Origin of the sequence: Mesomycoplasma lagogenitalium (assembly GCF_029854295.1) — a bacterium.
Lineage (GTDB): Bacteria > Bacillota_I > Bacilli_A > Mycoplasmatales > Metamycoplasmataceae > Mesomycoplasma_A > Mesomycoplasma_A lagogenitalium.
The window spans coordinates 169,349-196,288 of record NZ_CP122979.1; the positions used below are offsets into that span (position 1 = coordinate 169,349).

At 25.9% G+C, this 26,940-nt stretch carries 22 protein-coding genes and 4 tRNA genes; 24 read left to right on the plus strand and 2 right to left on the minus strand.

Annotated features, from left to right (window positions below):
• Complete coding sequence (locus QEG99_RS00755) at window positions 1-1,218, plus strand: hemolysin family protein (RefSeq protein WP_280102106.1); 1,218 nt, start codon at window positions 1-3, stop codon at window positions 1,216-1,218.
• A 70-nt stretch (window positions 1,219-1,288) separates the two neighbouring features.
• On the plus strand, window positions 1,289-2,704 hold the full coding sequence (gene tig, locus QEG99_RS00760) for a trigger factor (RefSeq protein ID WP_280102107.1): 1,416 nt from the start codon (window positions 1,289-1,291) through the stop codon (window positions 2,702-2,704).
• Between the two features lie 132 nt (window positions 2,705-2,836).
• On the opposite strand, the gene QEG99_RS00765 is transcribed toward tig, so the two are convergent.
• Window positions 2,837-3,499 (minus strand): chromate transporter, encoded by a 663-nt coding sequence (locus QEG99_RS00765; protein WP_280102108.1) that lies wholly within the window; start codon window positions 3,497-3,499, stop codon window positions 2,837-2,839.
• Complete coding sequence (locus tag QEG99_RS00770; protein WP_280102109.1) at window positions 3,499-4,068, minus strand: chromate transporter; 570 nt, start codon at window positions 4,066-4,068, stop codon at window positions 3,499-3,501. Before QEG99_RS00770 ends, QEG99_RS00765 begins: the two co-directional genes overlap by 1 nt.
• Window positions 4,069-4,156: 88 nt before the next feature.
• Between QEG99_RS00770 and QEG99_RS00775 the strand changes: the two genes are divergently transcribed.
• The 22 genes from QEG99_RS00775 (at window position 4,157) to QEG99_RS00880 (ending at window position 26,939) form a co-directional block, all read left to right on the plus strand.
• Window positions 4,157-7,147: a DEAD/DEAH box helicase gene (locus tag QEG99_RS00775; RefSeq protein WP_280102110.1), complete on the plus strand. Its 2,991-nt coding sequence runs from the start codon at window positions 4,157-4,159 to the stop codon at window positions 7,145-7,147.
• A 68-nt stretch (window positions 7,148-7,215) separates the two neighbouring features.
• Window positions 7,216-8,832, plus strand: a complete 1,617-nt coding sequence (locus QEG99_RS00780) for an ABC-F family ATP-binding cassette domain-containing protein (protein ID WP_280102112.1) — start codon at window positions 7,216-7,218, stop codon at window positions 8,830-8,832.
• Window positions 8,833-10,155: a tRNA uridine-5-carboxymethylaminomethyl(34) synthesis GTPase MnmE gene (gene mnmE / locus QEG99_RS00785; protein WP_280102113.1), complete on the plus strand. Its 1,323-nt coding sequence runs from the start codon at window positions 8,833-8,835 to the stop codon at window positions 10,153-10,155. It abuts the gene before it with no gap.
• 145 nt (window positions 10,156-10,300) lie between these two features.
• The gene (locus QEG99_RS00790) at window positions 10,301-12,991 is read left to right on the plus strand and encodes a hypothetical protein (RefSeq protein WP_280102114.1); all 2,691 of its coding nucleotides are present in this window, start codon (window positions 10,301-10,303) and stop codon (window positions 12,989-12,991) included.
• Window positions 12,992-13,042: 51 nt separating this feature from the next.
• Window positions 13,043-13,618, plus strand: coding sequence for a diadenylate cyclase (locus QEG99_RS00795; protein WP_280102115.1), 576 nt, complete (start codon window positions 13,043-13,045; stop codon window positions 13,616-13,618).
• Between the two features lie 16 nt (window positions 13,619-13,634).
• The gene (mgtE, locus tag QEG99_RS00800) at window positions 13,635-15,080 is read left to right on the plus strand and encodes a magnesium transporter (protein WP_280102116.1); all 1,446 of its coding nucleotides are present in this window, start codon (window positions 13,635-13,637) and stop codon (window positions 15,078-15,080) included.
• 55 nt (window positions 15,081-15,135) lie between these two features.
• A complete protein-coding gene (locus QEG99_RS00805) occupies window positions 15,136-15,660 on the plus strand; it encodes an MHJ_0274 family protein (RefSeq protein ID WP_280102117.1) in 525 nt (174 codons plus the stop codon).
• Window positions 15,650-16,282, plus strand: a complete 633-nt coding sequence (gene pgsA / locus QEG99_RS00810) for a CDP-diacylglycerol--glycerol-3-phosphate 3-phosphatidyltransferase (RefSeq protein WP_280102118.1) — start codon at window positions 15,650-15,652, stop codon at window positions 16,280-16,282. The genes QEG99_RS00805 and pgsA overlap by 11 nt, the downstream gene beginning before the upstream one ends.
• Before the next feature lie 206 nt (window positions 16,283-16,488).
• Window positions 16,489-17,187: a purine-nucleoside phosphorylase gene (gene deoD / locus QEG99_RS00815; RefSeq protein ID WP_280102119.1), complete on the plus strand. Its 699-nt coding sequence runs from the start codon at window positions 16,489-16,491 to the stop codon at window positions 17,185-17,187.
• A gap of 59 nt (window positions 17,188-17,246) precedes the next feature.
• Entirely contained in the window at window positions 17,247-18,542 is a 1,296-nt protein-coding gene (locus QEG99_RS00820; RefSeq protein ID WP_280102120.1) for a pyrimidine-nucleoside phosphorylase, read from the plus strand.
• A 3-nt stretch (window positions 18,543-18,545) separates the two neighbouring features.
• Window positions 18,546-19,214, plus strand: coding sequence for a deoxyribose-phosphate aldolase (gene deoC, locus QEG99_RS00825; protein ID WP_280102121.1), 669 nt, complete (start codon window positions 18,546-18,548; stop codon window positions 19,212-19,214).
• A gap of 52 nt (window positions 19,215-19,266) precedes the next feature.
• Window positions 19,267-19,890: a uracil phosphoribosyltransferase gene (upp, locus tag QEG99_RS00830; protein ID WP_280102122.1), complete on the plus strand. Its 624-nt coding sequence runs from the start codon at window positions 19,267-19,269 to the stop codon at window positions 19,888-19,890.
• Window positions 19,890-20,774, plus strand: a complete 885-nt coding sequence (locus QEG99_RS00835; RefSeq protein ID WP_280102123.1) for an ROK family protein — start codon at window positions 19,890-19,892, stop codon at window positions 20,772-20,774. The genes upp and QEG99_RS00835 overlap by 1 nt, the downstream gene beginning before the upstream one ends.
• Window positions 20,767-21,417, plus strand: a complete 651-nt coding sequence (locus QEG99_RS00840) for an MPN527 family putative ECF transporter permease subunit (RefSeq protein ID WP_280102124.1) — start codon at window positions 20,767-20,769, stop codon at window positions 21,415-21,417. The genes QEG99_RS00835 and QEG99_RS00840 overlap by 8 nt, the downstream gene beginning before the upstream one ends.
• Before the next feature lie 90 nt (window positions 21,418-21,507).
• Complete coding sequence (gene lon, locus QEG99_RS00845) at window positions 21,508-23,946, plus strand: endopeptidase La (RefSeq protein WP_280102125.1); 2,439 nt, start codon at window positions 21,508-21,510, stop codon at window positions 23,944-23,946.
• A gap of 133 nt (window positions 23,947-24,079) precedes the next feature.
• Window positions 24,080-25,510: a proline--tRNA ligase gene (gene proS / locus QEG99_RS00850; protein WP_280102126.1), complete on the plus strand. Its 1,431-nt coding sequence runs from the start codon at window positions 24,080-24,082 to the stop codon at window positions 25,508-25,510.
• Between the two features lie 86 nt (window positions 25,511-25,596).
• A complete protein-coding gene (gene tsaE / locus QEG99_RS00855; protein ID WP_280102127.1) occupies window positions 25,597-25,986 on the plus strand; it encodes a tRNA (adenosine(37)-N6)-threonylcarbamoyltransferase complex ATPase subunit type 1 TsaE in 390 nt (129 codons plus the stop codon).
• Window positions 25,987-25,992: 6 nt separating this feature from the next.
• Complete coding sequence (gene tsaB / locus QEG99_RS00860) at window positions 25,993-26,538, plus strand: tRNA (adenosine(37)-N6)-threonylcarbamoyltransferase complex dimerization subunit type 1 TsaB (protein ID WP_280102128.1); 546 nt, start codon at window positions 25,993-25,995, stop codon at window positions 26,536-26,538.
• A 55-nt stretch (window positions 26,539-26,593) separates the two neighbouring features.
• Window positions 26,594-26,670 (plus strand) — tRNA-Pro (locus QEG99_RS00865).
• Between the two features lie 3 nt (window positions 26,671-26,673).
• Window positions 26,674-26,750, plus strand: a tRNA-Ala gene (locus QEG99_RS00870).
• A 1-nt stretch (window position 26,751) separates the two neighbouring features.
• Window positions 26,752-26,828: transfer RNA gene (locus QEG99_RS00875), tRNA-Met, on the plus strand.
• 34 nt (window positions 26,829-26,862) lie between these two features.
• A tRNA-Ile gene (locus tag QEG99_RS00880) sits at window positions 26,863-26,939 on the plus strand.
• The last annotated feature ends 1 nt before the right edge of the window (window position 26,940 follow it).

The following is a 26,940-nucleotide window of genomic DNA, read 5'->3' on the forward strand; positions in this document are numbered from 1 at the left end:
ATGGATACGACACGAATAATATTATGTGTATTATTAGTTATTTTACTAGTTGTTTCAGCATTGTTTTCTGCAACTGAAACTGCATATTCGTCTGTTACTAGAGCGAAAATTGAAGAAGGAATTAATCCTAAAAAAACTTTAATGAAAAAAACATTAATAAAAAGATATGAAATGTTTCCATCGACATTATCAACCTTGTTAATTGGAAACAATTTAGTTAACGTTTGTGCATCAACAATATTATCAACAATTTTATCAAGTGTATTAACTGATGATGTATTAGAAATTGTTATTTCAACTGCAGTTATGACACCTTTAATTGTTATATTTGGAGAAATCTTGCCCAAAATGTTTGCTTTAAAATTTCCATTAGGATATTTAAAAAGAACATATTTATTTTTATCATTCTTTTATATTTTATTTTGACCGATAACAATTTTAATTTCTAAGTTAGTAAAACCGAATCCAATAACTAACACAGAAGGAGAATTAAAGCATATTTTAAATACAGGATATGAAGAGGGTGTTTTAGAAAAAGAAGAATCGATTTTAGCAATAAACGCACTTGATTTTGATTCAGTAAAATTAACTAAACATTATGTAAGATTAAAAAATATTACATATATTTCATATGAACAAAGTTTATCGGAAATCTTAAATATTTTTAGAGAAACAAGATTTTCAAGATTACCAGTTTTAAAAAACAAAAAATTTGTTGGAATAATTTTATTGAAAGACATTTTCTTTTTAGAGGAAAACGAGTTTGAAATTGATAATTTCATTATTGAAGTTCCATATATTTCAAGTAATTCGTTATTAAAAATAGCTCTTAAAAAAATGAAAGAATATCGCAGTCAATTTGCTTTTGTTACTAAAAATAATGATGATAAAAATGTTATAGGAATAATTACCTTTGAAGATGCTATTGAAGAAATAGTTGGTGAAATATATGATGAACATGATTTTCGTGATGATCTAGAAATGTATGAATTAGACGAATCGAAATTAATTGTTAGATATTCAACTGATATTGAAAAAATTAACCAAGTTTTAGGAACTGATTTACCAGAACATTATAAAAAAATTGGTAAATATTTAGAAGATAAAACTAATAAAAAATTAACTTTAAAATTTAAATATAAATACAATAATTTAAACTTTAAAGTTGTTGAAAATAAGAAAAATCACGAACAAAAAATTGAAATAATAAGAGAATAAAAATAACATTATTTTAATTTTTAAAAAAATAATTTATAATATTTATTAATATTTAAAAAGAGGAGCTTTTATGACAAAAAGAGAGATTTTAAAAAATACTGCTGAACTTAAAATAACTGTATCAGCGAAATTAGAAGATTGAAAAGAGCAACAAAAAAAAGCTAAACAATATTTAATGAAAAACGTTACAATTCCAGGATTTAGAAAAGGAAAAGTACCAGCTGATAAAGCGGAAAAACTAGTTTCAGAAAGTAAAGTATTAGAAAGAGCATTTTCAAAAATCATTAATTCTTTAGAAAAAGTAGCTAGAGAGCAAATTATGGAAAGTGATTTAATTTTAAATTCAAGAACAAGAGCTGAAATAATGAATTTAACTAGCGAAGAATTATCTGTTGCTTTCATTTTGCCTATTTATCCAGATATTGAAATTTATGACTATAAAAAAATTGATTTAGATTTTGTTGAACCAAAAGTTACAAAAGAAGATGTAAAAAAAGAAATTGACAAGTTAGTTTTATCTAAATCGGTAGTCGTAGATTCAAAAGAGGCAATTAAAAATGGTGATATTGTTACATTTGACTTTAAAGGATTTATCGATGGAAAAGCATTTGAAGGTGGAGAGGCTGAAAACTTTGAATTAAAAATCGGTTCAGGAAACTTTATTAAAGGTTTTGAAGAAGCGATGATTGGATTTAATGTAGGTGATAAAAAAGAAATTAATGTTTCATTTCCTGCTGACTATCATTCTCCAGAATATGCAGGAAAACCAGCAACATTTAAAATTAATGTAAAAGAAATTAAAACATATGAAAAACCAGAATTAAATAATAATTTTGTTAAAGAATTATCGATTGAAAATGTATCAAATATAAAAGAGTTAGAAAAATATTTGGAAAATTTATTAAAAAATGAAAAAAATGAACAAGCAAAAATAAAATTCCAAAAAGATATGTTTGATAAAATTATAGAAAAAACAGAAATTCCTTTATCTCCTGCTTTAATCGAAGATGAATCTAAAAGAGTTAAAGAAAAATTTGAGGAAACATTAAAAGGTCAAGGTTTCACTTTAAAAGAATATGCAGATTTATTAAAATTTTCTGATGAACATATTGAAAATGAAATTCAAAATGAAGCTAAGAAAAATTTAAAAACTTCATTCATTTATGCTGAAATTGCTAAAATTGAAAAATTAGAAGCTACTGAAGAAGATTATAAAAATGAAGTAGAAAAATTGGCTAAATTTTACAAAACTACCGCTGAAGCAATTGAACAAATGGTACCTAAAACTCATTTACAAATTCCAATTATTAACAGAAAAGTTATAGAAAGATTAATCCAATACCATTCAGGAACCATTGGAGAAAAAATTAAAAAAGCAACCAAAGAATTATCAAAAGAAAAACCAGTAAAAAAAGAATCAAAAACCACAACTGATAAAAAACCAAGTAAAAAAGTTGTTAAAAAATCAGAAAAATCAAATAAATAAAATTGAAAAATAGATTTGCGTTATTTTAGCGAATCTATTTTTTATTTAATTTGTAAAAATATAATTATAAATAATAAAAAACACCCCAATAACCAAGGTGTTTTTTATTTTATGCTTATATTTAATTTAATTTTATAATCAAGGTTGAAATAAAATTAAAGATGAAATTATTCCTCCTATAAATAAATAATATAAAGGTTTTTTCTTAAAGTAGTAAAAAATCGAAAAACCAACAAAAAGGGGAACTCATATTACTAAAACAATTAATCTTCAACCTGAAAAGAAATTTGATTTAGAATTTTCTTCTATTCAAGCATATGGTTGATTAAAGTTTTCATTAAAATAAACATTTGGAGCAATTATAGAAATAAATAATTGAATTGCTAATGATATTAAAACACCAGCTAAAATAGGGTTAATAAATTTCATCATATTAACCAAATACTTATTTTCTTTAGTTTTTTTAACAACTTTCATCGAAAATGTCATTAATAAAATAACGGGTAAACAAAAAATTAAGTATGTAAAAAAACTGACTATTCATCCTCATCAAGCGCCATTAGCAACTAAAATACCTGTAAAGGCAGCGAATTTAGTCGATACAACTCCTGGTGTTGAATTAGAAATAGTAAATACGGTATCTATTTTATCTTGAGTAATCCCTAAATCAAATTGTTGTGATAAAAAAGTTCAAAACCATTGAAAAATAGGCATAAAAACTTGTCCGCCACCAAAAACTATTAAAGCAATAATGATGATTCCTAAAAATACTGCAAGCATTAGTAAAATAAACATTATTTTTTACCTCTTTTTATTTTTATAAATTCATAGATAAAAACAAATATTATTCCTAAAATTAAAGGAATGGCTGGTAAATTAAAGGGAGCGGGAACAAACAAACAAAATGCAAGTGTTAAAATAAAAAGTGCAATTCAAACATATCACAATAAATCTTTTCTACTTGCTTTTAAATATTTAAATGAAAACCCAATTATAACACCGATTAGCGCTGATAATACTCCCACATTAATAACATATAAATATTTTATTGGTAATAATGTTATTAAATAGTAAAGTGCCATAACAACAATGATGTGTGGCATTATTGCAATTAAAGTAACAATTGTTCCCCATAGTTTTCCCAATTTAGTAATTGCAATATAAGAAATCATTTCTATAACAGCAGCACCAGGAAGTAAATTAACAGTTACAAGAGCACTATCAAATTCTTCTTCAGTTATTCATTTATATTCATCAACTGCATATTTTTTTATTATTGGCATTAAGGCATTTCCGCCACCAAAACCAATAAAAGTACATTTTATAATAAATAAAAAAACTTTTCAAAATTCTTTCTTTTTCATAATGCTAAATATTTTACATTATCTTTTACTTTTTATATTTAAAATTTTAAAATGTTATAATTAAATATATTGTAAAATAGGGGAAAATATGAATTCTGTTAATAAATTTGAATTATCAAACGAAAAGTTAAAATATTTAGAAGAAGTAATTAATTATTGAAAATTATTATCACTTTTAGATGTAAAAACTATTGAAAGCGATGAAAATAAAAAAATATTTAGTGCTAAAGATTGAGGGGATAAACTAGATGAGGATATTGATCATAATTTTAAATATCAATTTATTTTGGGCAATCTTTCAATAGAGGATCTTGAAAAAATAGGAGAATTTAGAAATAAAAATAGTACTAAAAAATTAAATTTTAAAAATTATAATAAAATGGATTCTAAAAAAACTTATCTATTTTCATTTTCAATTGATAGTTTTATTGTCGATAAAGAAATTGTATGAAGTATAGAAAATCAAGATTGAAATTTTTCATGTTCAACTTTTTTTCTTTATTATTGGGGTAAAAATGAAAAATTGACTTTAGAAAACATTGAAAAAGAAAAAAATGATTTTAATGAATTATTGAATAATGAATTTGATGAATTTATGAAATGCGAAAAATTTACTTATGGAAAAATAAAACATTTTTTAAATCAATTTGTATATAAATATTTTCCTAAGGAATACAATATTGCATCTGAAAAAGTGCAATGATATGTAAAAAAAGTTGAAAGAGAAAATGAAGATTCTAAAAATGATGAGGATAGTAAAATTAATAATTTTCATCATTATGAGCGATATTGAAATAGTGAACTAGATTTTTATGCAAAAGAATTAGAAATGGTGAAAAATAATATTAATAAATCAGAAAAAGTAATAAATTTAATTTTAAGTGAAGCAAAGGATAAAACCGAGTCGGTTTATGAAAATAATGAATTATTAGTAAAATATAGTGATATTAGTAAAAAAACATTTGCTAAATGACCTTCCAATTTTAAACCGTCATTCATGCAAGATTACACGAATAATTTACTAAATGAACAATGAGAAAATGTCATCAGTCTTAGTGGTCCTCCAGGAACTGGTAAAACAACATTAATAAAGGATATTGCCTCAAATTTAATTTACAAAAAAGCACTAAAAATGATAGAAATAGATAAGGAAAATTTGCCTATAGATGAAATAGCAAATAATCTTTCCGATTTTGGATTGGTTGTAGCCAGCAATTCAAATGAAGCGGGAGAAAACATTTCCTTTGAATTGCCATTTTTGAATTTAAATGATAATTTTCCCAAAAATGAACTAGATAAAAAATTGAATTTGTTTGATTTAAATAATAATGAAAATTATTTAGAAAATAATTCAGATATAAAAGATATTTATTTTAATAAATTAGCAAAATTAATTTTTGCTCATAATAAATCAAAAAAAGAGCCATTTGGAGCAATTTCTTATGCTTATAGCAATTCAGAAAGAAGAAAAAAACTTAAAATAGCAATTAATAATTATGTAAATGATGATGATTATAAAAAATTAAAAGATGATGTAAATTTTGAATATTCAAAAGAGAAGCTAATCAAGTTAAAAACCCAATTAAATGATTTATTAGATTTTTTATCATGAATATCATCTAGTCTTAAAAAGATTAGTTTTGCAGAGAAAATTAATAAAAAAATCTATAAAATATGTGAAAAAATTAATAAATTAAAACAAAAAAATAAAAAACATTTAAAAATAAATAAGTTGATGAAAAAGGTTGATTTTAAACTAGAAAATTCATCACATACAAGACGAAATTTTAAAAATAAAATAATTTCTAGTTTAAAAACATTGTATATTAAAGAATCTAAAGCAAATAATATCGATGATTCGCTGTTTTTTGATTTTGAAAAATTAAAAAGTAGTGATCAAAAAATAAAATATTTTAAGGAAAATTATAAACACACTAATTGGATAACTGAGTATATAGATTCGCTAAGAGTTGAAATTTTCCACCGTTCTCTACAAGTGATGAAACATTTTATTTTAAAGCATAAATTAATCGAAAAAATAAATGATATTTTTCAAAAACGCTCCCATTTAAAAGGAAGAGAATTAATTATTTTAAATATAATTTTTCCTATTATTTCAACAACTTTTGCATCAGTGAGAAAAAATTATGCCTTTTCTGATAAAGGAGATTTATGAACTGAAAGCAATTTTATTGGAAATATAATAATTGATGAATCGAGCCAAGCTAAAATATATCAGTCACTTGGTTTGATTTTCAGATCAAAAAATGCATTAATTTTAGGCGATACCAAACAGTTGGAACCGATAGGCGAGGAAGATGAAAAAATATTAAAGACAATTTGAGATTCTAATTGAAATAATAGTTATAATAATCCATTTTTCAACCCTTATAGCAACAATTCGTTGCAAGAATATGCAAATAAAATTTCAAAATTTTTTTCATATAAAGAAATAGGAGAAAAATTGGGATTATATCTAAATGTTCATAGAAGATGTCCTGAATCGATTTTTTCCATTTTTAATGAATTGTTTTATAATAATTCGCTAATATACGGAATTGAAAAACACAATAGTGTAAATTATACTAATAAATTTATTAATGTTGTAGGTAGTTCAAATAGCCATAAAAAACATTTTATCGAAAAAGAAGCGGAAGTAGCATGAAAAGAAATTGAAAAAATTATAAAAACTGATAAAAATAATTTAGACTACAGTAAACTTAATAATATTTGTGTTATTTCATATTTTAAAGAGGTTATTGAAGGTTTAAGAAATTATTTTGAACAAAAATCAGATAATAATATAAACCGGTGAATAAAAAACAATGTAAAAACAATCTCTAGTTTTCAAGGCAGAGAATCTGATTTTATAATAATAGTATTAGGTCTTGATTCAAAATCCGAAAAAGCAGAAAATACTGTTAAATTATTAGCTGGAACTCCCAATTTATTTAATGTAGCAATTTCTAGAGCTAAAAAAAATTTAATAATAATTGGAAATAAACAAACTTGAACTTATAAAAATGAATTAAAACAAAATTATCTTTTAAAAATAATTGATAAATTAGAAAATCAATAAAATATGATAATAATTTTTTTATAAAAATAAATATAGTAAAATTGTAATACTATTTTAAAAGGAGAAAAATGTTAGAAGTTAAAAATTTATCTAAAATATTTTATGATAAGAAATTATTTGACAATGTCAATTTGAAATTTACCGAAGGTAATACTTACGGAATTATAGGTGCTAACGGTGCGGGAAAATCAACATTTTTAAAAATAATTTCTGGTCAAGTAGAAGCATCATCTGGAGAAATTATTAAAGACAAAAATCAAAGAATTTCAGTATTAAGTCAAGATCACAATATTTATAATGATTTTAATGTTACTGATGTTGTAATTATGGGAAATGAAGATTTATATAAAATTCAACAAGAAAAAAATGCAATTTATGAAAATCCTAATTCAACAGAAGAGGATTATACAAGAGCGGGTGAACTTGAAGAAAAATTTGGAATGATGGGAGGATGAAACGCTGAAAATGATGCACAAATTCTTTTGTCAGGATTAGATATTCCTAAAGATAAATGAGATGTGAAAATGAGCGATTTAAAAGCATCTCAAAAAGTAAAGGTTTTACTAGCTAAAGCTCTTTTTGGTAATCCTGATATTTTAATAATGGATGAGCCAACTAACCATTTAGATCTAAAAGCAATTAAATGATTAGAAAACTTTTTAGTTGAATATCAAAATATTGTAATTGTCGTTTCTCACGATAGTGATTTTTTAGATCAAGTATGTACTAATATTGTAGATATTGACTTTACTGAAGCTAAAATGTTTACAGGTAACTATAGCTTTTGAAAAGAATCATCTACCTTATTAAGAGAAATGCAAAAAAATTCTAATGCTAAAAAAGAAGAGCAAATTGCAAAATTACAAGCATTTATTGCTAAATTTTCAGCTAATGCATCAAAATCTTCGCAAGCTACATCTAGAAAAAAATCGCTTGAAAAAATAACATTAGATGAAATTAAGCCATCATCAAGGAAATATCCATTTATTAGATTTGATGTTTTTAAACAACCAGGTAAACAAATTTTAAGAGTTGAGGAATTATCTTATGTAAATCCCGAAACAAATGAAGTTTTATTTGATAATTTATCTTTTGATATTTTACCAGGAGAGAAAATGGTACTGTTAGGTGAAGATGACATTGCTAAAACCAAATTATTAGAAATTCTTTTCGGAATTGAAAAACCAACATCAGGAAATGTTATTTGAGGTTCTACTATTACTGCCGAATATTTTCCATCAGATAATTCAAAATTTTTCAATACTGATGAAAATTTAATGGAATGATTAAGTAAATGACCAATAGAAAATTCTATTGAATCTAATAAAGATAATTCAGATCAAAGAATTAGAAGTTTTTTAGGAAGAATGCTTTTTAGTGGTGATTCGGTTTTTAAAAATGTAAAAGTTACATCAGGAGGAGAAAAAGCAAGATTAATGTTTTCAAGAATGATGTTAAAAGAATCGAACTTTTTAATTTTTGATCAACCATTAGATCATCTAGATGCTGAATCAATCGATTCTGTTATTGAAGGATTAAGCGAATATAAATCATCAATGATTTTTACTACATATAATAGGGCACTAGTGAAAAATGTTTCCAATGTCATTTTAGAAATAAGACCAGATTCTTCATTTCTTTTTAGAGGAACATTAGAAGAATACGAGAAGAAGATGGGATATTAAATGTTTGATAACATTGTTGCAATTTCTTCTGGTGGTCAAGTTAATCAAGCGATTTCAATAATTCGATTAACAGGACCTGATGTTTTTCAAATAGTTAAAAAATTTTATACAGGTAAAGTAGGTAAAGATAAGCAAATTACTTACGGTTGAATTAAAAATGGCAATGAACTAGTTGATGAAGTATTAGTTATGTGGTTTGAAGGAAAAAATAATTTTATCGGTGAAAATACAGTAGAAATTAATGCTCATGGCGGAATTGTAAATACGCAATTAATTTTAGAATTAGCATTAGCTAATGGAGCGAGGATGGCGGAACCAGGAGAATTTTCAAGACGGGCATTTTTAAATGGTAAAATGGATTTAATAAAAGCAGAAGCTATTAATGATTTAATTCATGCTAAAAATCGTTTTCAAACAAAAATGGCTATTAAAAAATTCGATGGTAAAACTAGTGAATTTATTAACAAAATAATCAATCAATTATTAATTTTAATTGGACAAATTGAAGTAAATATCGATTATCCAGAATATGATGATGTTGAGCAATTAAAAGAAAACCAATTACTTTTAGAGCTAAAGAAAATTAAAGACGAATTACATACAACCATTGAATTATCAGAAAATTCTAGGATTATCTATCAGGGAATTAAATTAGCGATTGTCGGTCTGCCTAATGCCGGAAAATCATCTTTATTAAATGCGTTTTTAAATGAAGAAAAGGCGATTGTTACTGCCGAAGCAGGAACGACTAGGGATGTGGTTGAAGGGAATTTTGTTTTGGGTGGTTTACCATTTTTAATAAAAGATACTGCTGGAATTAGAGATGCAAATAATGAAGCAGAAAAAATTGGAATCAATCGTTCATTAAAACAAATAGATGAAAGTGATATTATTATTCATTTAATTGATGGAACAAACGTGTGAAATAATTATGATGAACAAATAAAATATCGTTCGAAAAATAAAAAATATATTCAAGTTATTAATAAAGCAGATTTATTAAATGAAAAAGAAAAAGGAAAAATTTATATTTCAGCTAAAAATAACGACTTAGAATCATTAGAAAAAGAGATTATTAAAATTTATCAAAATATCGATTTAAATAACGAACAAATAATTAATAATACAAGACAATTGTCTTTAATTAAATCCTCTTTTATAGCAATTGAAAATGCAATTTTAGCAATCGAAAATGGCTTTACAGCAGATGTTGTTATAATCGATTTAAGAAAGGCGTGAGAGGATCTTGTCAATATTACAGGAAAAGCAGATAACGAACAATTATTAGATTCAATGTTTAAAAATTTTTGTTTGGGAAAATAAATTAAACATTTTTGTTATTAATTGATTGTTTTTTCTTTCTTTTTTAATAAAATGGTGTAAAATTTGAATATATAATTTTAAATATTATATATGCTAAAAAATATGTTAATTAACTGATAAACTAGTACTAATAAAAGAGGAAAATATGATATTAAGATTTTACTGTTCTAAAACAGAAAACATAGAAACAAAAGAAGTGGAATTCCATTTTAAAGCAGCTAAACAGAAGAATTTTTTAATTTTTAAAAATTTAGATGATACAGTTGAACATTTTAAATCTTTAAAACTCAATGCAACAATGTGGATTAGAGAAAACGGAATTTTTACCGGATCTGTTAAATCAAGAATCAATGAAAATCAAGAAGTTGAAGTTGAATATATTGAATTTGATGTAGAAAGCAAAAAGGAAGTTGCAACAGAAACACAAGAAAAAGTTGTTGAAACAGAAAAAGAAAATGCTGAACAAAATAATTACAAATTAAGTTCTTCTATTGAAGAAGAGGAAAAATGCCCTGATTGTGATTGTGATTTAGAGTGTTCAAGTCTTGAAAATAATTTAGAAAGATTTTATGCTGATGATCAAGAACAAGTTGTTGAAGAAAAAGTAGAAAGTGAACAAAATGATATTTTTGTTGCTGAAAATTGCTTGAAAGACACTTGTTATTCAAAAGTTGAAGATTGCGAAAATTGCAGTTGTTCCGAAAGTTGCGATCATTCGAAATTGTCTGATGATGAATTTAATGAATTTGAAGAATCTAATTTTGACGAATTCCATTGTCCACAATGTTCTGAAAATTGTTCCGATGAACAGCAACCAGAAAATGAAAATGTTTGCGGTTGTTCAGAAGAGGAAGAAAAAGAGCAAAATAATTTCATTGAAGAATCGGTTTCAAATTGCGATTGTGATGAATGCGATTGCGATTCAGGACACAAACTCCATACATGTGATTTAAAAGAAAAACATAAACACTATATCGTTAAAGATGCTCATTCAGAATTTGAAGTAGACGAATTTGAGAAAAACTTAAATTGTGATTTATCTGGATTTGATGGTAATTTAGAAATTGTGCTTTTCGACCAAGAAAATAAAGATAATTGAAAACACCTTCTTATCAAGAAAAGAAATTCACATTGTCAATGTTCAATGGCTTCAAATGTATTGAAAAAAGATAAAAAATGTTCTCAAGATTGCGAATGCTCAACTTGTTATTGTGATGAAAGTTGCCAATGTTTAGATTCTCATCAAGAAGTTGAAGATTTTTCTGAATATGAAAGTCATAACAGTGAAGTTGAAAGTTTTGTTGTGTCATTACCAGAAGATTCTAATGTGTTAGAGGAAGAAAAAGAAGAAGAGTCATCGACCGATTTTGTTGATGAAAATTTAGATCCAGAAACAGAAGAACTTGAAGTTTATGAACAAGCAGAGTGTTTAGAATGTAAAATACTTTCAGAAAATGGCGACAACTATTCACATACTCATGAATTACACGAAATTCAATGTTTAAAAGCGGAATATTTAACAAATGATGACAATCAATATTTAATTAATGTTGATGAAATCAATGAAGAACAAGAGTTTGAATTTGAAGAAGAAGAAGAAGAAGACACTTATTTAGATGATACTTATAGTGATTTTGTTGAAGAGGAAATATTCGATGTTGTTGAAGAAGATTTTGAACAAGAAGAATTAATTGATACCGAGGATGAAAGTTTTCCAATTTACTGTGCTGAATGTGAAGCGATGCAATCACTTGAAGACAGTGAATTATTAAATGGTTGTGAAATTTGTGATTCATTATTAAGATCTGAAGAGCCTCTTGAAGTTGAAGAGGAAGAAAAAGCTCTTAATTTAGATGTTCAAGATTCTGTTCTTCTTTATGAAGAGCCTACCTCATGTGATCACGAACATTTATTAGCTGATGAAAAAATTGCATACTGAAATCAATTTTCTCAAGATGAAGATGAAACAGTTGAATTCTTAGATGTTAAAGCAGAAAATGATTGTGAAATATGCAATTCATACGAAGATGTGGATGATGAATTAAATTGCCCATGCAACGAAGAATGAACAATTCCTTCATCTCAATACATAATCGAAAACCAAGTAGAAGAAGTTGAAACTTTTGATGATAATCAAGAATTAGAATTAGTTGAAGAAGAACATTTACACACCGAAGATGAAGAACACTTTAACTGTCCTGAGTGTTTAGAAATTGACGAAGAAATCGCTAAATGAAGTGCATTAATAGCAGAAGAGGAAGCTAATTTAGCTGCTAATTCAACAGTTGATTATTTAGAATTAAGTAGTGATGTTGAAGAAATAGTAGAAGAAGAATTAGAGGCTGAAGTTGAGCCGGAAGTTGAAGCTTTTGATTGTCAATTATGTAAGGAAATGGATGAAGAAATCGTTGATGATTATTGCAACGGATGTCATTTATTAGCACAACAAGATTTTGTTCCAAATTACGATCATAGTTTCCACACATCAACATTATCATTTGGTGGATTATGTTATAAATGTGGTGGAAATACAATAGCAATCGATGCAACAGATGCTAACATAACTGTTTCTGGTAGAGTACTGGGATATAATTCTCCAACACCAATTAATCCAACTGCTTATTCATTAGTAAACAGAGAAACAAATGAAGAAATTCCTGTTGAGGTTCTTGATATTTCTAATTTAGCAAACACAACAACTATTACTGTAACTAAAGAAGAAGAACCTAAATCCGAATCTATTTGAACAAGAACAAATTGAATCTTATGAGTAACAGTATGAATAGCGCTTTTATTCTTAATAATAGCAATTATAGTTTATATATTTGCAATTTAAATAATAAACGTATCTAATTTGATACGTTTTTTTAGAAAAGTGGGAAATAAAATGGAAAAAATTATTTTAGTATTAGTTTTAATTTTAGTTTTAATAATGTTTTTCATTCTTGTTATAAAAGAAATTTATTTTCTTTACAAGCATATTAAAAGTAAAAAATCAAAATTTAAAGAAATGGCTGATTCCAATAAAAATCGTGTCATTATAGAATTAAAAAATGCGGTTGAAGAACTTTCAAAAACTAAAACTGGAGCAATTATAACTATCGAAAATCATGATAATATCGAAAATTTAAGAACAGACGGAGTTAGAATTGATTCAAACATTTCTTCTTCCTTACTAATTTCTATTTTTAATAAAAATTCACCATTACATGATGGTGCTGTTATTATTAGAAATAATAAAATTACATATGCTTCAACATATTATAAAATAACTTCTAAATCAATTAATAATAAATTCGGATCAAGACATAGAGCGGCTATGGGTATTAGCGAACAATCAGATTCAACTACAATAGTTGTTTCTGAAGAAACTGGCGGAATTACCATAGCAAAAAATGGTAAGTTCGAATATGTATTAATTGATGATTTTAGAAAGGTATTAGAATCGAAATTAAAAAATTAAAAAAGTAGGAGTTATAATGGATTTAAAAATCGCTTTAGAAAAAAAAGATATAAATTGAGTAAGAGATTTTTCAAAATCTATTCCTATTTCCCAAATTGCCGATGAAGTTGAAAAATTATCAATAGTTAATCGTGTTTTATTTTTTAGAATGCTCAATACCGATGTAGCTGGAGAAATTTTTTCCAGCTTAGAAATGGAAGTGCAAGAAAATTTAATTAAAAACTTTTCTGATGAAATGGTTGAGCAAATTTTAGATGAATTATATACAGATGAAATTGCCGATTTAATTGAAGAAATTCCTTCCAATCTTTCACAAAGGGTTTTAAAAAATATTGATCCAGAAAGAAGAACGGCTGTTAATAAAATATTAAAGTATAAAGAAGATCAAATTGGTTCAATAATGTCGGTCGATATTATTAGTTTAAAAGAAAATTGAACAGCACAACAGGCAATTGAATATATAAGAAATAAAAAAGACGATGTAGAATTAACCCACTACTACTACATTGTTAATAAAAATAAAAAATTAGTGGGAGCATTAACTTTGGAAGATATTGTTTTTTCTAAAGACAATCTCCAATTAAAAGAAATAATGTTTGCTGTCCCTTGTGTCTATACAACCGATTTAAAGGAAGATGTTGCTAATGTTTTTGCTGAAAATGATATGTCCGTTATTCCAGTAATGAATTCTTCGAATCGATTAATAGGAATGGTTACATCTGATGATATTATCGACATCGTTCAAGAAGAGGGGACAGAAGATATGTATAAAATGGCAGGGATTAATTCTGAAGATTTAGAAGAGCAATATTTAAAAACAAGTATTTTAAAAATAGTTAAATCAAGAATTTTTTGATTAATTGTTTTAATGTTTGGATCTACTTTATCGCAGGTTATCATTCAAATATTCACCGATTATTTAGAACACAGTAATTCATTAAAAAGTTTAGGAATGGGAATTTTTATTTCAACAATCATTTCAATTATTCCCGTTATTTCCGGTTCTGCTGGAAACGCAGGATCACAATCTGCAACAACCATAACTAGAGCCCTTTCTTTAGGAGAAATCAAAAAACGGGGTTATATGAAAAAAGTTTTTTTTAAAGAATTAAATATTAGTATGGTTATTGGATCGATTTTGATGTTGATTAATTTTATAAGATTAATTTGCTATTTTATGATAAGTAGAGATTTATTTAATACTTCTTTTATTGAATATGAGGGACAAATTACTAAATTACCTAAATATGCATACATTTTAATTATTTCAGCCGCTGCTTCTATTTCTATGTTTTTGGTTATCGTATTTTCAAAAATTTTAGGTTCAGTTATTCCTTTATTAGCAGCAAGAATTGGAAAAGATCCAGCAGTTATGTCAGCTCCCGTTTTAGCAACACTAACAGATGCAACATCAACACTGATTTTTTTCGGAATTACAATTTTAATATTTTTAGTTATTTAATATATAATTTAAAAGTAATTATTAGCAAATCAAAATACAAAAAGGAAGTTTATTTATGGATTCAACAACAGTCGGGATAATTTTAGGAATATTAATAGCAGGAATTATTGCTTTAATTGTTTTTCAAGTTATTGTCGATCGAAAAAAGAAAAGAAAATTAAAAAAGCAGAGAGATGAATTAACAAAATTAGAACAAAAAGTTTTATTAGAAGTTGTTGCTAAAGTTAATTCAATAATTGAAGTTAATCAACATAATTTAGATAATTTTGTAGTTTCTATCGGCGAAAGAAAAATGAAGGATATTATTTTTTGAGCTAAATCAAATTTAAAAGAAGTTACTGAAACAGAAGAATATAAAAAAGCCTTTATAGATAATCCTTTTGAAAAAAATGAATTACTTCAAGAAAATATTGAAATTTTAATAGCCTCTAGATCAAATGGTTGAAGTAAAAGAAATAGTAAAGAAATTGAATATTTTCAAGAACTAGAAAAAGTTTTTTTAGAAAAAGATGAATCTAAAGATACTTATTTAGAAAGAAAAACCACATTGAAAGGCGAATATTTATTAAATGAAAAATAAAAATTTACCCAATTACTTAACATTATTAAGAATAGTTTTATGAGTTCCTTTTCTAATTATTTTAGCAATCTATTATACCAGCGTCTCTTTTCAACCAACTGTAAAAGAATATTATTGAATGAATATTTTAGCAGTATTTATTTTCATTTTAGCAATGATAACAGATTTTTTAGATGGACATCTAGCTAGAAAATACGATAATGTTTCTAACTTTGGAAAACTTTTTGATCCCATTGCGGATAAATTAATGACATCAACTGCATTGATTTTTTTAGCAGCAATAGGTTTTACAGAAATATGAATTGTTGTAATATTTATTGCTAGAGATATTGTTGTTGATGGCTGCAGAAATTTAGCAGCAAGAGAAAATAAAAAAATAGCTGCTTCAATTTGAGGAAAATTAAAAACTCTTTTTCAAAGTTTTGCAATTCCATTAATTTTCATTTTAGGACCAATTTTAAGATGAACAGATTTTTATTGACCTGTTTTTTATTGAATTCTTAATGTTCCAGTTATTTTAGCACTATTTTTATCTCTTTTATCAGGATATTTTTACATAAAAGATTTAAATCATTTAATCCGTTTAAAAGAAAAAAATACTAAAAATAGAAGAAAAAAATAAATTATATTTAATAATAAAATGATGTCAATTTAAAAACAATGCGAGTTTTGTGATAATAAACTCGCATTTTTATTATTTAAATTTAAATAAAAAAATAAATTCCCCTTTTTCGCAATAAAATTATTTGTTTTTTATAAATAAAATTTTATTTTTATAAGTAAAATAGTATAATTTAATAGTTAAATTTATACAAATAAGGAGAAAAAATGACACCACATATTAATGCAAAACCAGGACAAATTGCTAAAACAGTTTTAATGCCTGGAGATCCATTAAGAGCAAAATTTATTGCAGAGAAATTTTTAACAAATGTTGAATTAGTTAACACTGTTAGAAATGTTTTTATGTATACAGGATTATATAAAGGAAAACCAATTACAGTTGCTGCGTCAGGAATGGGGGTTCCTTCTATCGGAATTTACTCATATGAATTATTTAAATTTTATGATGTTGATAGAATTGTTAGAATCGGATCAGCAGGAGCATATACAGCAGATTTAAAACTTTACGATGTTGTATTAGTTAATGAAGCATATACAGATTCACATGCTTATGCTGAAATGGTTTTAGGTCAAAAAACTCACGTTTTAAGACCATCAGCTAAATTAAATGCTCAATTATTAGAAAATGCTTTAAAACTAGGAATTGATGTAACTGTTGGTAGAATCCATACACAAGATGTTTTTTATTCTTCAAGACCATTAGAAAAAACAATTGAAATTTCCAAGGCAATCGCGGTTGAAATGGAATCGTTTGCATTATTTGCTAATGCTAAAAAATTAGGTAAAGAAGCTGCATGTTTATTAACAATTTCTGACAATTTAATAACACATGAAGAAACTTCTTCTGAAGAACGTGAAACTAAATTTTCTCAAATGATGGAAATTGCTTTAGAATTAGCTTAATTTATTAATATATGGACTAACCTTTTTTGAGTTAGTCTTTTTTATTGAAAGGAAAAAAAATGAGAATCGTTGATCTTATTATTAAAAAACGTGAAGGCTTTGAATTGAATGATCAAGAAATAGAATTCATCATTCAAAAATATGTATCTGGCGAAATTAAAGATTATCAAATGTCTTCATTTTTAACAACAATAATGTTTAAAGGTATGACACCAAAAGAAATTGGTAAATTTACCTTAGAAATGATGAAATCAGGAAGAATTATTGATCTTAAATCGATAAAAGGAATTAAAGTAGATAAACACTCTACTGGAGGAGTTGGAGATAAAACCACTTTGGTGGTAGGTCCAATTATTGCGGCTTTAGATGTTCCGGTCGCTAAAATGTCCGGTCGGGGACTGGGTCATACAGGAGGAACAATTGATAAATTAGAATCTATTCCTGGATTTTCAGTTGCTTTAACTGAGCAAGAATTTATCGATCAAGTAAATAAAATAAAAATTGCTGTTATTGGACAAACAGACGATTTAGTTCCGGCTGATAAAAAATTATATGCATTAAGAGATGTTACTGGAAATGTATCTTCTATTCCGTTAATAGCTTCATCTATTATGTCTAAAAAATTAGCAACTGGTTCAGATGCAATTTTATTGGATGTTAAATGTGGAAATGGTGCTTTTATGACAAATGTAGAAGAGGCAAGAAAATTAGCATCACAAATGATAACTATTGGTAAGGAATTAAACAGAGATGTTAGAGTAGAAATTACTAATATGTCTCGTCCAATGGGTAAATCTATCGGTAATAAAAATGAAGTTTTAGAAGCTATTAGAACTTTAAAAGGTCAAGGAACTAGTGACTTTAATGAATTATGTTATTCAGCATGTATTACTATATTAAAACAAGCAAAAGTAACAAACGATGAAAAAGAAGCTAAAAAAATGATTGATGAAGTTATTAAAAGCGGAAAAGCCTTAGATAAATTTTATGAATTTATCGAAACACAAGGCGGAGATGTTCAAAAATTAAAAGCAAAAGATTTTTGAAATCCAAAATATAAACTAGATGTTCTAGCTGAAAATGACGGATTTATGGAAATAAGTTCAGCACTTTCTTTTGGTATCGCTGCATCAAAATTAGGAGCAGGAAGAATCACTAAAGAAGATAATATTGATTTTGAAGCTGGAATTGAAATTAACAAAAAAACAAATGATGAAGTAAAAAAAGGTGATTTATTATTCACATTATATTCATCAAAACCAATTGATATGCAAATTGCAAACGAATTAAAAGATTCATATCAAATTAATAAACAAAAAGTAGAAAATAAAGTAATTTTAGACAGAATGGAGTAGAAAATGAATTGAGCAAAATTAATTGATCATACTTATTTAAAACCAGAAGGTACATCGAAAGAAATTAATAAACTAATCGATGAAGCAAAAGAATATGGATTTAAAACTATTTGTGTTAACTCTTGTTGAGTTAAACATGCAAAAGAAAAATTAGAAAAAACTGAAGTTGGCATTACTTCAGTTATCGGATTTCCATTAGGAGCAATGACAACACAAGCAAAAGCTCATGAAGCAAAATTAGCTGTAAATCATGGAGCTGACGAAATTGATATGGTTATTAATATTGGAAAATTAAAAGAAGGACAATACGATTACGTTTTAAACGATATTAAAGCAGTTAAAAAAGAAATCGGTACAAAAATATTGAAAGTAATTATCGAAACTGCATTATTAACAAAAGATGAAATTAAAAAAGCTACAGAAATTGTATTGAATTCTGGAGCAGAATTTGTTAAAACATCAACAGGTTTTTCTTACAGAGGAGCATCTGAAGAAGATATTATGATAATGAAAGAAATTGTTGGTGATAAAATCGAAATTAAGGCAGCTGGTGGTGTTAAAAGTTTAGATGATCTTAAAAAGATGTATGAACTAGGAGCCACAAGATTTGGAACATCTTCTGGTGTCCAAATTATGCAAGGTGTTAAATTAGATAAAAACAGTGGATATTAAATTTTATTGAATGTTAAATTAATAAATAGATATAAACAAACAAGGGGTAGAAATGGTCAAAGTGTTAAATCATCCGTTGATTACAACTAAATTAACTATAATGAGAAACAAAGAAACTAGTCATCAATTATTTAGAGAGTTATTAAAAGAAATTTCAACATTGATGGTTTTTGAAATTTTAAGAGATTATAAAACTATAAAATGTGATGTTGAAACTCCAACAGGAGCAATTGCTCAGGGTCAAAAAATGGATCAAGAAATTATTATTGTTCCAATTTTAAGAGCAGGATTAGGAATGGTAGAAGGAATTCTTTCATTAATTCCCAATTCGAGAGTAGGACATATAGGGGTATATCGTGATGAGAAAAACTTTCAAGCTCATGAATACTTTTATAAAGTTCCTACAATTGATAAAAATTCTTTAATTTTATTAGTTGATCCGATGTTAGCAACCGGAACATCGGCAATTGATTCAATTGAAAGATTAAAAAAAGATGGCTTTAAAAACATTAATTTAGTGTGTTTAGTTGGTGTTCAAGAAGGAATTGATAATGTTCAAAAAAAACATTCAGATGTGAAGATATTTTTAGCAGCACAAGATTTATATTTAAATGAAAAAAAATATATAATTCCAGGACTAGGTGATGCAGGAGATCGTATTTTCGGTACTAAATAATGAATGAAATTAAATATGCATCAATCGATATTGGTGGAACAAATGTTCGTTTTGCATTAGTTAAAAATTTTAAAATCGTTAAAAAAATTCGTTTTTTAACTAATGCAAATAATTGAAAAGAGACTCTTGATAAAATTTGTAATTTACTTAATAAATATGAAATTAATCAAGTTGCACTATGTATTCCTGGACCGGCAAATTACGAAGATGGAATTTTATTAAAAACTCCCAATTTAAAAGGCTGAAATAATTTAAATGTTAAAAAATATTTATTAGAAAATTCAAAAATAAGTAAAATTATTTTTGAAAATGATGCTAATGCTATGGCTTTAGCCAACCATTTTTATTATCAACAATCTGAAAAGGATATAACTCAATTTTTCACAATTTCAACAGGTTTTGGAGCTGGATTAATATTAAATAATAAAATATTTAAAGGAGTTAATCATTTAGGACAAGAAATTGCTAGAATTCCTTTAGGAACAAATGATTTAGACGAATTCCATTTATCTCCTTATGCAATTGAAAATTTCGTTTCTGGAACTGGAATTAATTTAAGAGTTCAAAAATGAAGTGAAACTAATGTTTCTACTAAAGAAATTTTTCAAATATACGAAAATCATTTTTTATATAAAGAAATTATTGATCAGGGAATTTTATCATTAGCAAAAACGATTGCAACTACAATTGGATTTATGGCACCTAATTTAATTGTTTTTGGCGGTTCTGTTGCCGTAAATAATTCATGATTTATAAAAAAAGCAGTTAAATTAGCTAAAAAATTTACTGATAAAAATCAATATAAACAAGTTAAATTCCGCTTTGATAAAATGAAAGATAATTCAGCTCTAATTGGTCTTAATTATTTATTAATTAATGAATAAAAATAGATACAATAATAATTATGTATTTAGTATTACTTTAACGGGAGTAATGCTATCTTTAGCTTTAATTTCTTTATTTATTAGTAATTATTTAATATGACCATTTGGTCAATATTTTGGTTTAAAATTTGATTTATCGATTATCTTTATTTTGCCTTTATTTATTTCAATTAAAAAGCATTATGGATTAATTGCATTATTTATTCGTTTTATTTTAGGGCCAATAATTACAGGAAATATCGATATATCTGGATATTTAGGGCATTTTATTTTATTAATATCAAATTTTATTTATATCTATTCATTTTTATTATTTAATAAATTATTTTTCTCAAAAAAAGTTATTTGTTCAATCATTTTGGCAATTTTGATTACTACAGTTATAATTACATTATTAAATATTTTATTTTTTACTCCTTTATTTTTCTATATATTTAAAATGGTTAATAGCATATCTTTTATTGAAATTGCTCAGAATTGATCACAAATTTCTAATGAGAAATTCAATTATTATTGATTTACATTAATAATTTACGGAACATTCAATCTTTTTAGCTTTTCAATTGCATCTATATTTTTATATTACATGCAGTTTTTCATTTTAAAAAAACAAAAAAAGAGCATTGAAAAGCAAGAAATTTAAAAAAATTAGCACTTTTTGTTTTTAAGTGCTAATTTTTAATGTATAATTACATATATTTTTATATATTTTTTTAAAAAAGAGAGGGGAAATATGAAAAAAGAAAGAATATTAAATGTTATTTCAGATATCTTTTTACTCGGTTCACAAGTAAAGGTTAAATTAAGTAAAGCCGAACTTGAAGATATAGTAATTCCTGCAGAAAAATTAGCAGAATCAAGAGGAGAAAAAGAAGTAGGTATTCCCGTTTCCTTTTTTACTAGTCTTGATTATAATCGAAGCGAATTAAAAGCAACAAGCGAAGAAAGAATTGGAGTTTACTGTATAGTTAAAAGACCGAAAACTAAAACGGGCTTAACTGCAGAATTATTTGTACAAAGTAAAATTTATTTTAAAGATGTAGAAACAGACGAAGATTTAAATCTTGAAGGGACCTATATGGTCATCGATGAACAGCCAGTTTCTTCAAGCACAATTCAAAATGCTTTAGAAAAAATTAAAGACAATATTTCTACTATACCAATTTTAAAACCGCTTGGAGAAGTTATTCAAATTTATGGGCCGGAAGATTTTGTAGTAAGAAGTGCTAAAGAATTTATATTGCAAATGTCTTCAAACGTTTTTTCAACTTTAGAAGAAAAAAGAAAAATTTTAATTGCTGAAAACGATTTAGAAAGACTGAAAATAATTTCTAAATCCATTAACAGATTTATTAATGAAAAGAAATTAGTTGATGATATTGATAATATCATGAAACAAAATCTTGATAAGCAACAATCTGAATTCATCTTGCGTGAAAAAATGCGCGCTATTAGAAGAAAATTAGGTGAAGAAGATGAAACAGAGGAAAAAAATGAGCGTGAATTATTTGAAAACGATGAAAAGAATCGTTTTCCATTAGAAGTTAGAAATGTAATTAAAGCCGAAACTCGTAAATTAAAAGGTATGATGTCTAGTTCTCCTGAAGCAAATGTAACTAGAAATTATTTAGATTTAATTTATTCACTTCCATGATACAAAGTTTCTGAAGAACATTTAGATATTTCTAAAGCAATTGATTCATTATCTAAAAGACATTTTGGATTAAAAGATGTAAAAGAAAGAATTATTGAATTTTTAGCAGTTTTAACAAACAAAAAACAAAAAAACAATTTAAATAATAAAAATTTAATTAAAAATTTACCTACAGAAAACGAAGCATTAGATTTTTCATTATTTAATAAAAAAAATGATGAGATTTTAAATAATATGCCAATTTTAACATTGGTTGGTCCACCAGGAACTGGTAAAACTTCTATTGTTAAATCTATTGCTGATGCCACAGGAAGAAAAATGGTTAAAATTTCACTTGGTGGAGTTCGTGATGAATCAGAAATTCGTGGTCATAGAAGAACATATGTAGGAGCAATGCCTGGAAAAATTATTACAGCAATTAAAAAATCGGGTGTATCCAATCCAATTATTTTATTAGATGAAATTGATAAAATGTCATCTGATTTTAGAGGAGATCCTGCTTCTGCAATGTTGGAAGTTTTAGATCCTGAACAAAATAAATTTTTCCAAGATCACTATTTAGAAATAGAATATGATTTATCTAAGGTTTTATTTATTGCTACTGCAAATTATTATGAAGCAATTCCAGAAGCATTAATTGATAGGGTGGAAATTATTGAATTATCTTCTTATACTCTTTTAGAGAAAAAAGAGATTGCTCAAAAGCATTTAATTCCAAAAGTATTGCAAGAAAACCAATTAGATGAAAATTTTTTCAATATCGATTCAGATACCATTGAATATATAATTCAAAAATATACAAGAGAAGCTGGAGTTAGAGAATTAAAAAGAACTTTTGATAAAATAGCAAGAAAAATAATTACTCAAACTTTAAAAAATAAAGATTTTTCAAAAACATTTGTAATTGATAAAAAAGTTGTTAATGAAATGCTTGGAATTGAAAAATATTCAGATGATATAAATGAAAAACTACCACAAATTGGAACTGTTAATGGACTTGCTTATACTGCTTATGGTGGTTCAACTTTATCAATAGAAGTTAATACTGTTGCCTCTTCAAAAGCTGAAATTAAACTAACAGGACAGTTAAAAGATGTTATGAGAGAATCGGCAGAAATTGCCTTAAGTTACGTTAGAGCTAATGCAAAGGAATTTGGAATTGATTTTGATTTTGAATCTAATCAAATTCATATTCACGTTCCTGCTGGAGCAATTCCAAAAGATGGTCCATCAGCAGGAGTTACATTTACTACAGCAATTATTTCTGCATTGTCTAAAAAGCCAGTATCTCCAACAATTGGAATGACTGGTGAAATAACCTTAAGAGGTAAGGTTTTAGCAATTGGTGGTTTAAAAGAAAAATCATTAGCTGCATATAAATTTGGAATTAAAACAATTTTTATTCCTGAAGAAAATGAAAAAAATCTTGTTGATATTGCTGATGAAGTTAAAGAAAATATTAAATTTATACCCGTATCAAATTATCAACAAATTTATGATTATATCTTTAAAAAATAGAGAAAATACGAGCATTTTTTATGTTTGTATTTTTTTTATTAAAAAGTAAAAGTAAATAAATGAATTAAAAAAACATATAAAAAATTATTTTTTTACTTTTTTTTTATAAAAAAATTAGTAAAATGTTATTAATATGAAGAAATTAGACAAAATCACACCTTGAAAAGAAAATTTTGCACAATGGTATGTGGATGTTATTAAAAATGGTGAATTAATGGAATACGGTCCAATTAAAGGAACCATTATTTTTAAACCAAATTCCTATGCAATTTGAGAAAACATCCAATTAGAATTAAATAATTTATTTAAAACTAAGGGTATTCAAAATGTATATTTACCAATGCTTATCCCAGAGTTTTTTATAAATATAGAAAAAGAACATGTTGAAGGATTTTCTCACGAATTAGTTACAGTAACACAAGTTGGCGAAAAAAAATTACATGATAATTTATACATTAGACCAACAAGTGAAGTATTATTTGCCGACTTATTTAAAAAGAGCATTGAATCATATAAAGATTTGCCTTTAATTTATAATCAATGAACATCTGTTATGAGATGAGAAAAAACTACCAATCCTTTTTTAAGAAATACAGAATTTTTATGACAAGAAGGACACACAGTTCACGCTAATGCAATGGAAGCTAGAAAATTAACAAGAGATATGATTAAACTTTATGAAAAGTTTTTAAGAAAATATTTAGCTATTCCAACAATTATGGGTAAAAAAACTCCTAAAGAAAAATTTGCTGGAGCTTGTTCTACATACACCGTAGAAGCAATGATGAAAGATGGTAAGGCATTACAATCAGCGACCTCTCATTATTTAGCACAAAATTTTTCTAGAGCATTTAAAATTGCTTTTAAAAATAAAAATAATGAAGATGAATTTGCTTATCAAACATCATGAGGTGTTTCTACAAGATTATTGGGAGCTATTATAATGACACACGGAGATGATTCAGGAATAATTATGCCTCCAAAAATTGCTCCTGTGCAAGTTGATATTTTAGAACTATTTTCTAATAAATATCCTGAAGTTTCAGAAAAAGTAGATGAATTAGAAAGATGATTGTCTAAAAAATTGAGAGTTAGAGTTGATAGAAGTGATGCTCAACCCGGATTTAAAGCAGCTAATTCAGAAATACAAGGAGTTCCAGTTAGAATTGAAGTTGGACCAAAAGATTTAGCAGAAAATATGGTTACTGTAGTTAGAAGAGACACTTTTGAGAAAACAAGAGTAAATATTTCAAAGGTTAGAGAGTATGTTGAAGAATTATTAATTGAAATTCACGAAAATTTATATACTCAAGCTAAAAAACGTTTAGAAAATAACACCGTTATTGCTTATGACTATGATTCATTTAAAAAAGCAATATCAGAAAATAAATTTGTTATTACACCATTTAATGGTGACGAGGAAGAAGAAGAGAGAATTAAAAAGGAAACAGGTGCAACTACAAGATGTATTCCTTTTAAATATTTAAAACCAAAAGATGATTGCACATGTATTACTTCTGGAAAACTAACTAAAAGATTTGTTTTATTTGCTAAGGCATATTAATAATTTAAAATACAAAATATTTTAAAGTGATATTATTTTTAGGATTATAATATCACTTTTTTATTTTTTATTTATAATTATTAAATATGATTGAAAAAAAGTTTTTAATTAATAATAAAGAAAATTTAAGTTTAATTATTGATCAGTTATTTAAATTAAATTGACAATTTTTATATTTAAATGGTGATTTAGGAGCTGGGAAAACTACTTTAGTACAAGAAATTGCTAAAAAACTTAATATTAAAGAAAAAATTACATCTCCAACATTCAATATAATGAAAATCTATCCAAGTTTAGTTCATATCGATGCTTATCATTTAAAAGGTGATTTACAAGAATTTGAAGATTATTTTGATAATAAAAAAGTAATTATTGAATGGTCTGATAATCTAAATTTAGATTATAATAATTTTGTATCAATTAACATTTATTTTAATGAAAATAACGAAAGAATTTATCATTTAAAAAAGGAGTAATAAATAATGAATATTTTTATTGATAGCACATTAGACGATTTAGTTATTGGTTTATTTAATGAAAATAAACAGTTAGTTGATTATGAAATAAAGGTAAAATTAAAAGAAAAATCTGAAATTCTACCATCAATTTTTAACCAAATATTAAAACGAAATTCACTTACAATTAATAATATTAATAATTATTTTATAAACCTTGGTCCAGGAACATTTACAGGATCAAGAATTTCACTTGTTTTTTGTCGCACAATTTGTCAAGTAAATAATAGTAATTTATTTACTACAAATACTTTCGAACTAATTTCTTATGATAAAGAAAAAAATTTTTTCTTTGTTGATGCAAGAGGAAATAGTGCTTATATGGCACAAGCGGAAAAAGGAAAATTATTGTCAGAAATCCAAGTAGTTGAAAAAAAAGAAAAAAATGATACTGTAAATTATCAGAAATTTTTCAATGATTTTCGTTATATATTTAATGAAATTTTTGAATTAGAAAAAGATTTATTGAAAGTAGAACCGGTTTATATAAAAAAACCACATATTGGAAATTAAAAAAAAAAAAAAAATAAAATTTTGTAATTATTCATTTTATGATAAAATTTTTTACGGAGAAGTAGCTCAGCTTGGCAGAGCGCTACGTTTGGGTCGTAGTGGTCGCAGGTTCAAATCCTGTCTTCTTCACCATTTGGGGGGGTAGCTCACCTGGCTAGAGCGCCTGCCTTGCACGCAGGAGGTAGAGGGTTCGACTCCCTTCCTCTCCACCATGGCTCTGTAGCTCAGTTGGTTAGAGCATCCGGTTCATACCCGGAAGGTCAAGAGTTCGAATCTCTTCGGAGCCACCATATGGAAACCCAATGTGGTTATCTAACTGATAGTGGACCTATAGCTCAGTTGGTTAGAGCAACCGGCTCATAACCGGTCGGTCACTGGTTCGAGTCCAGTTGGGTCCACCAC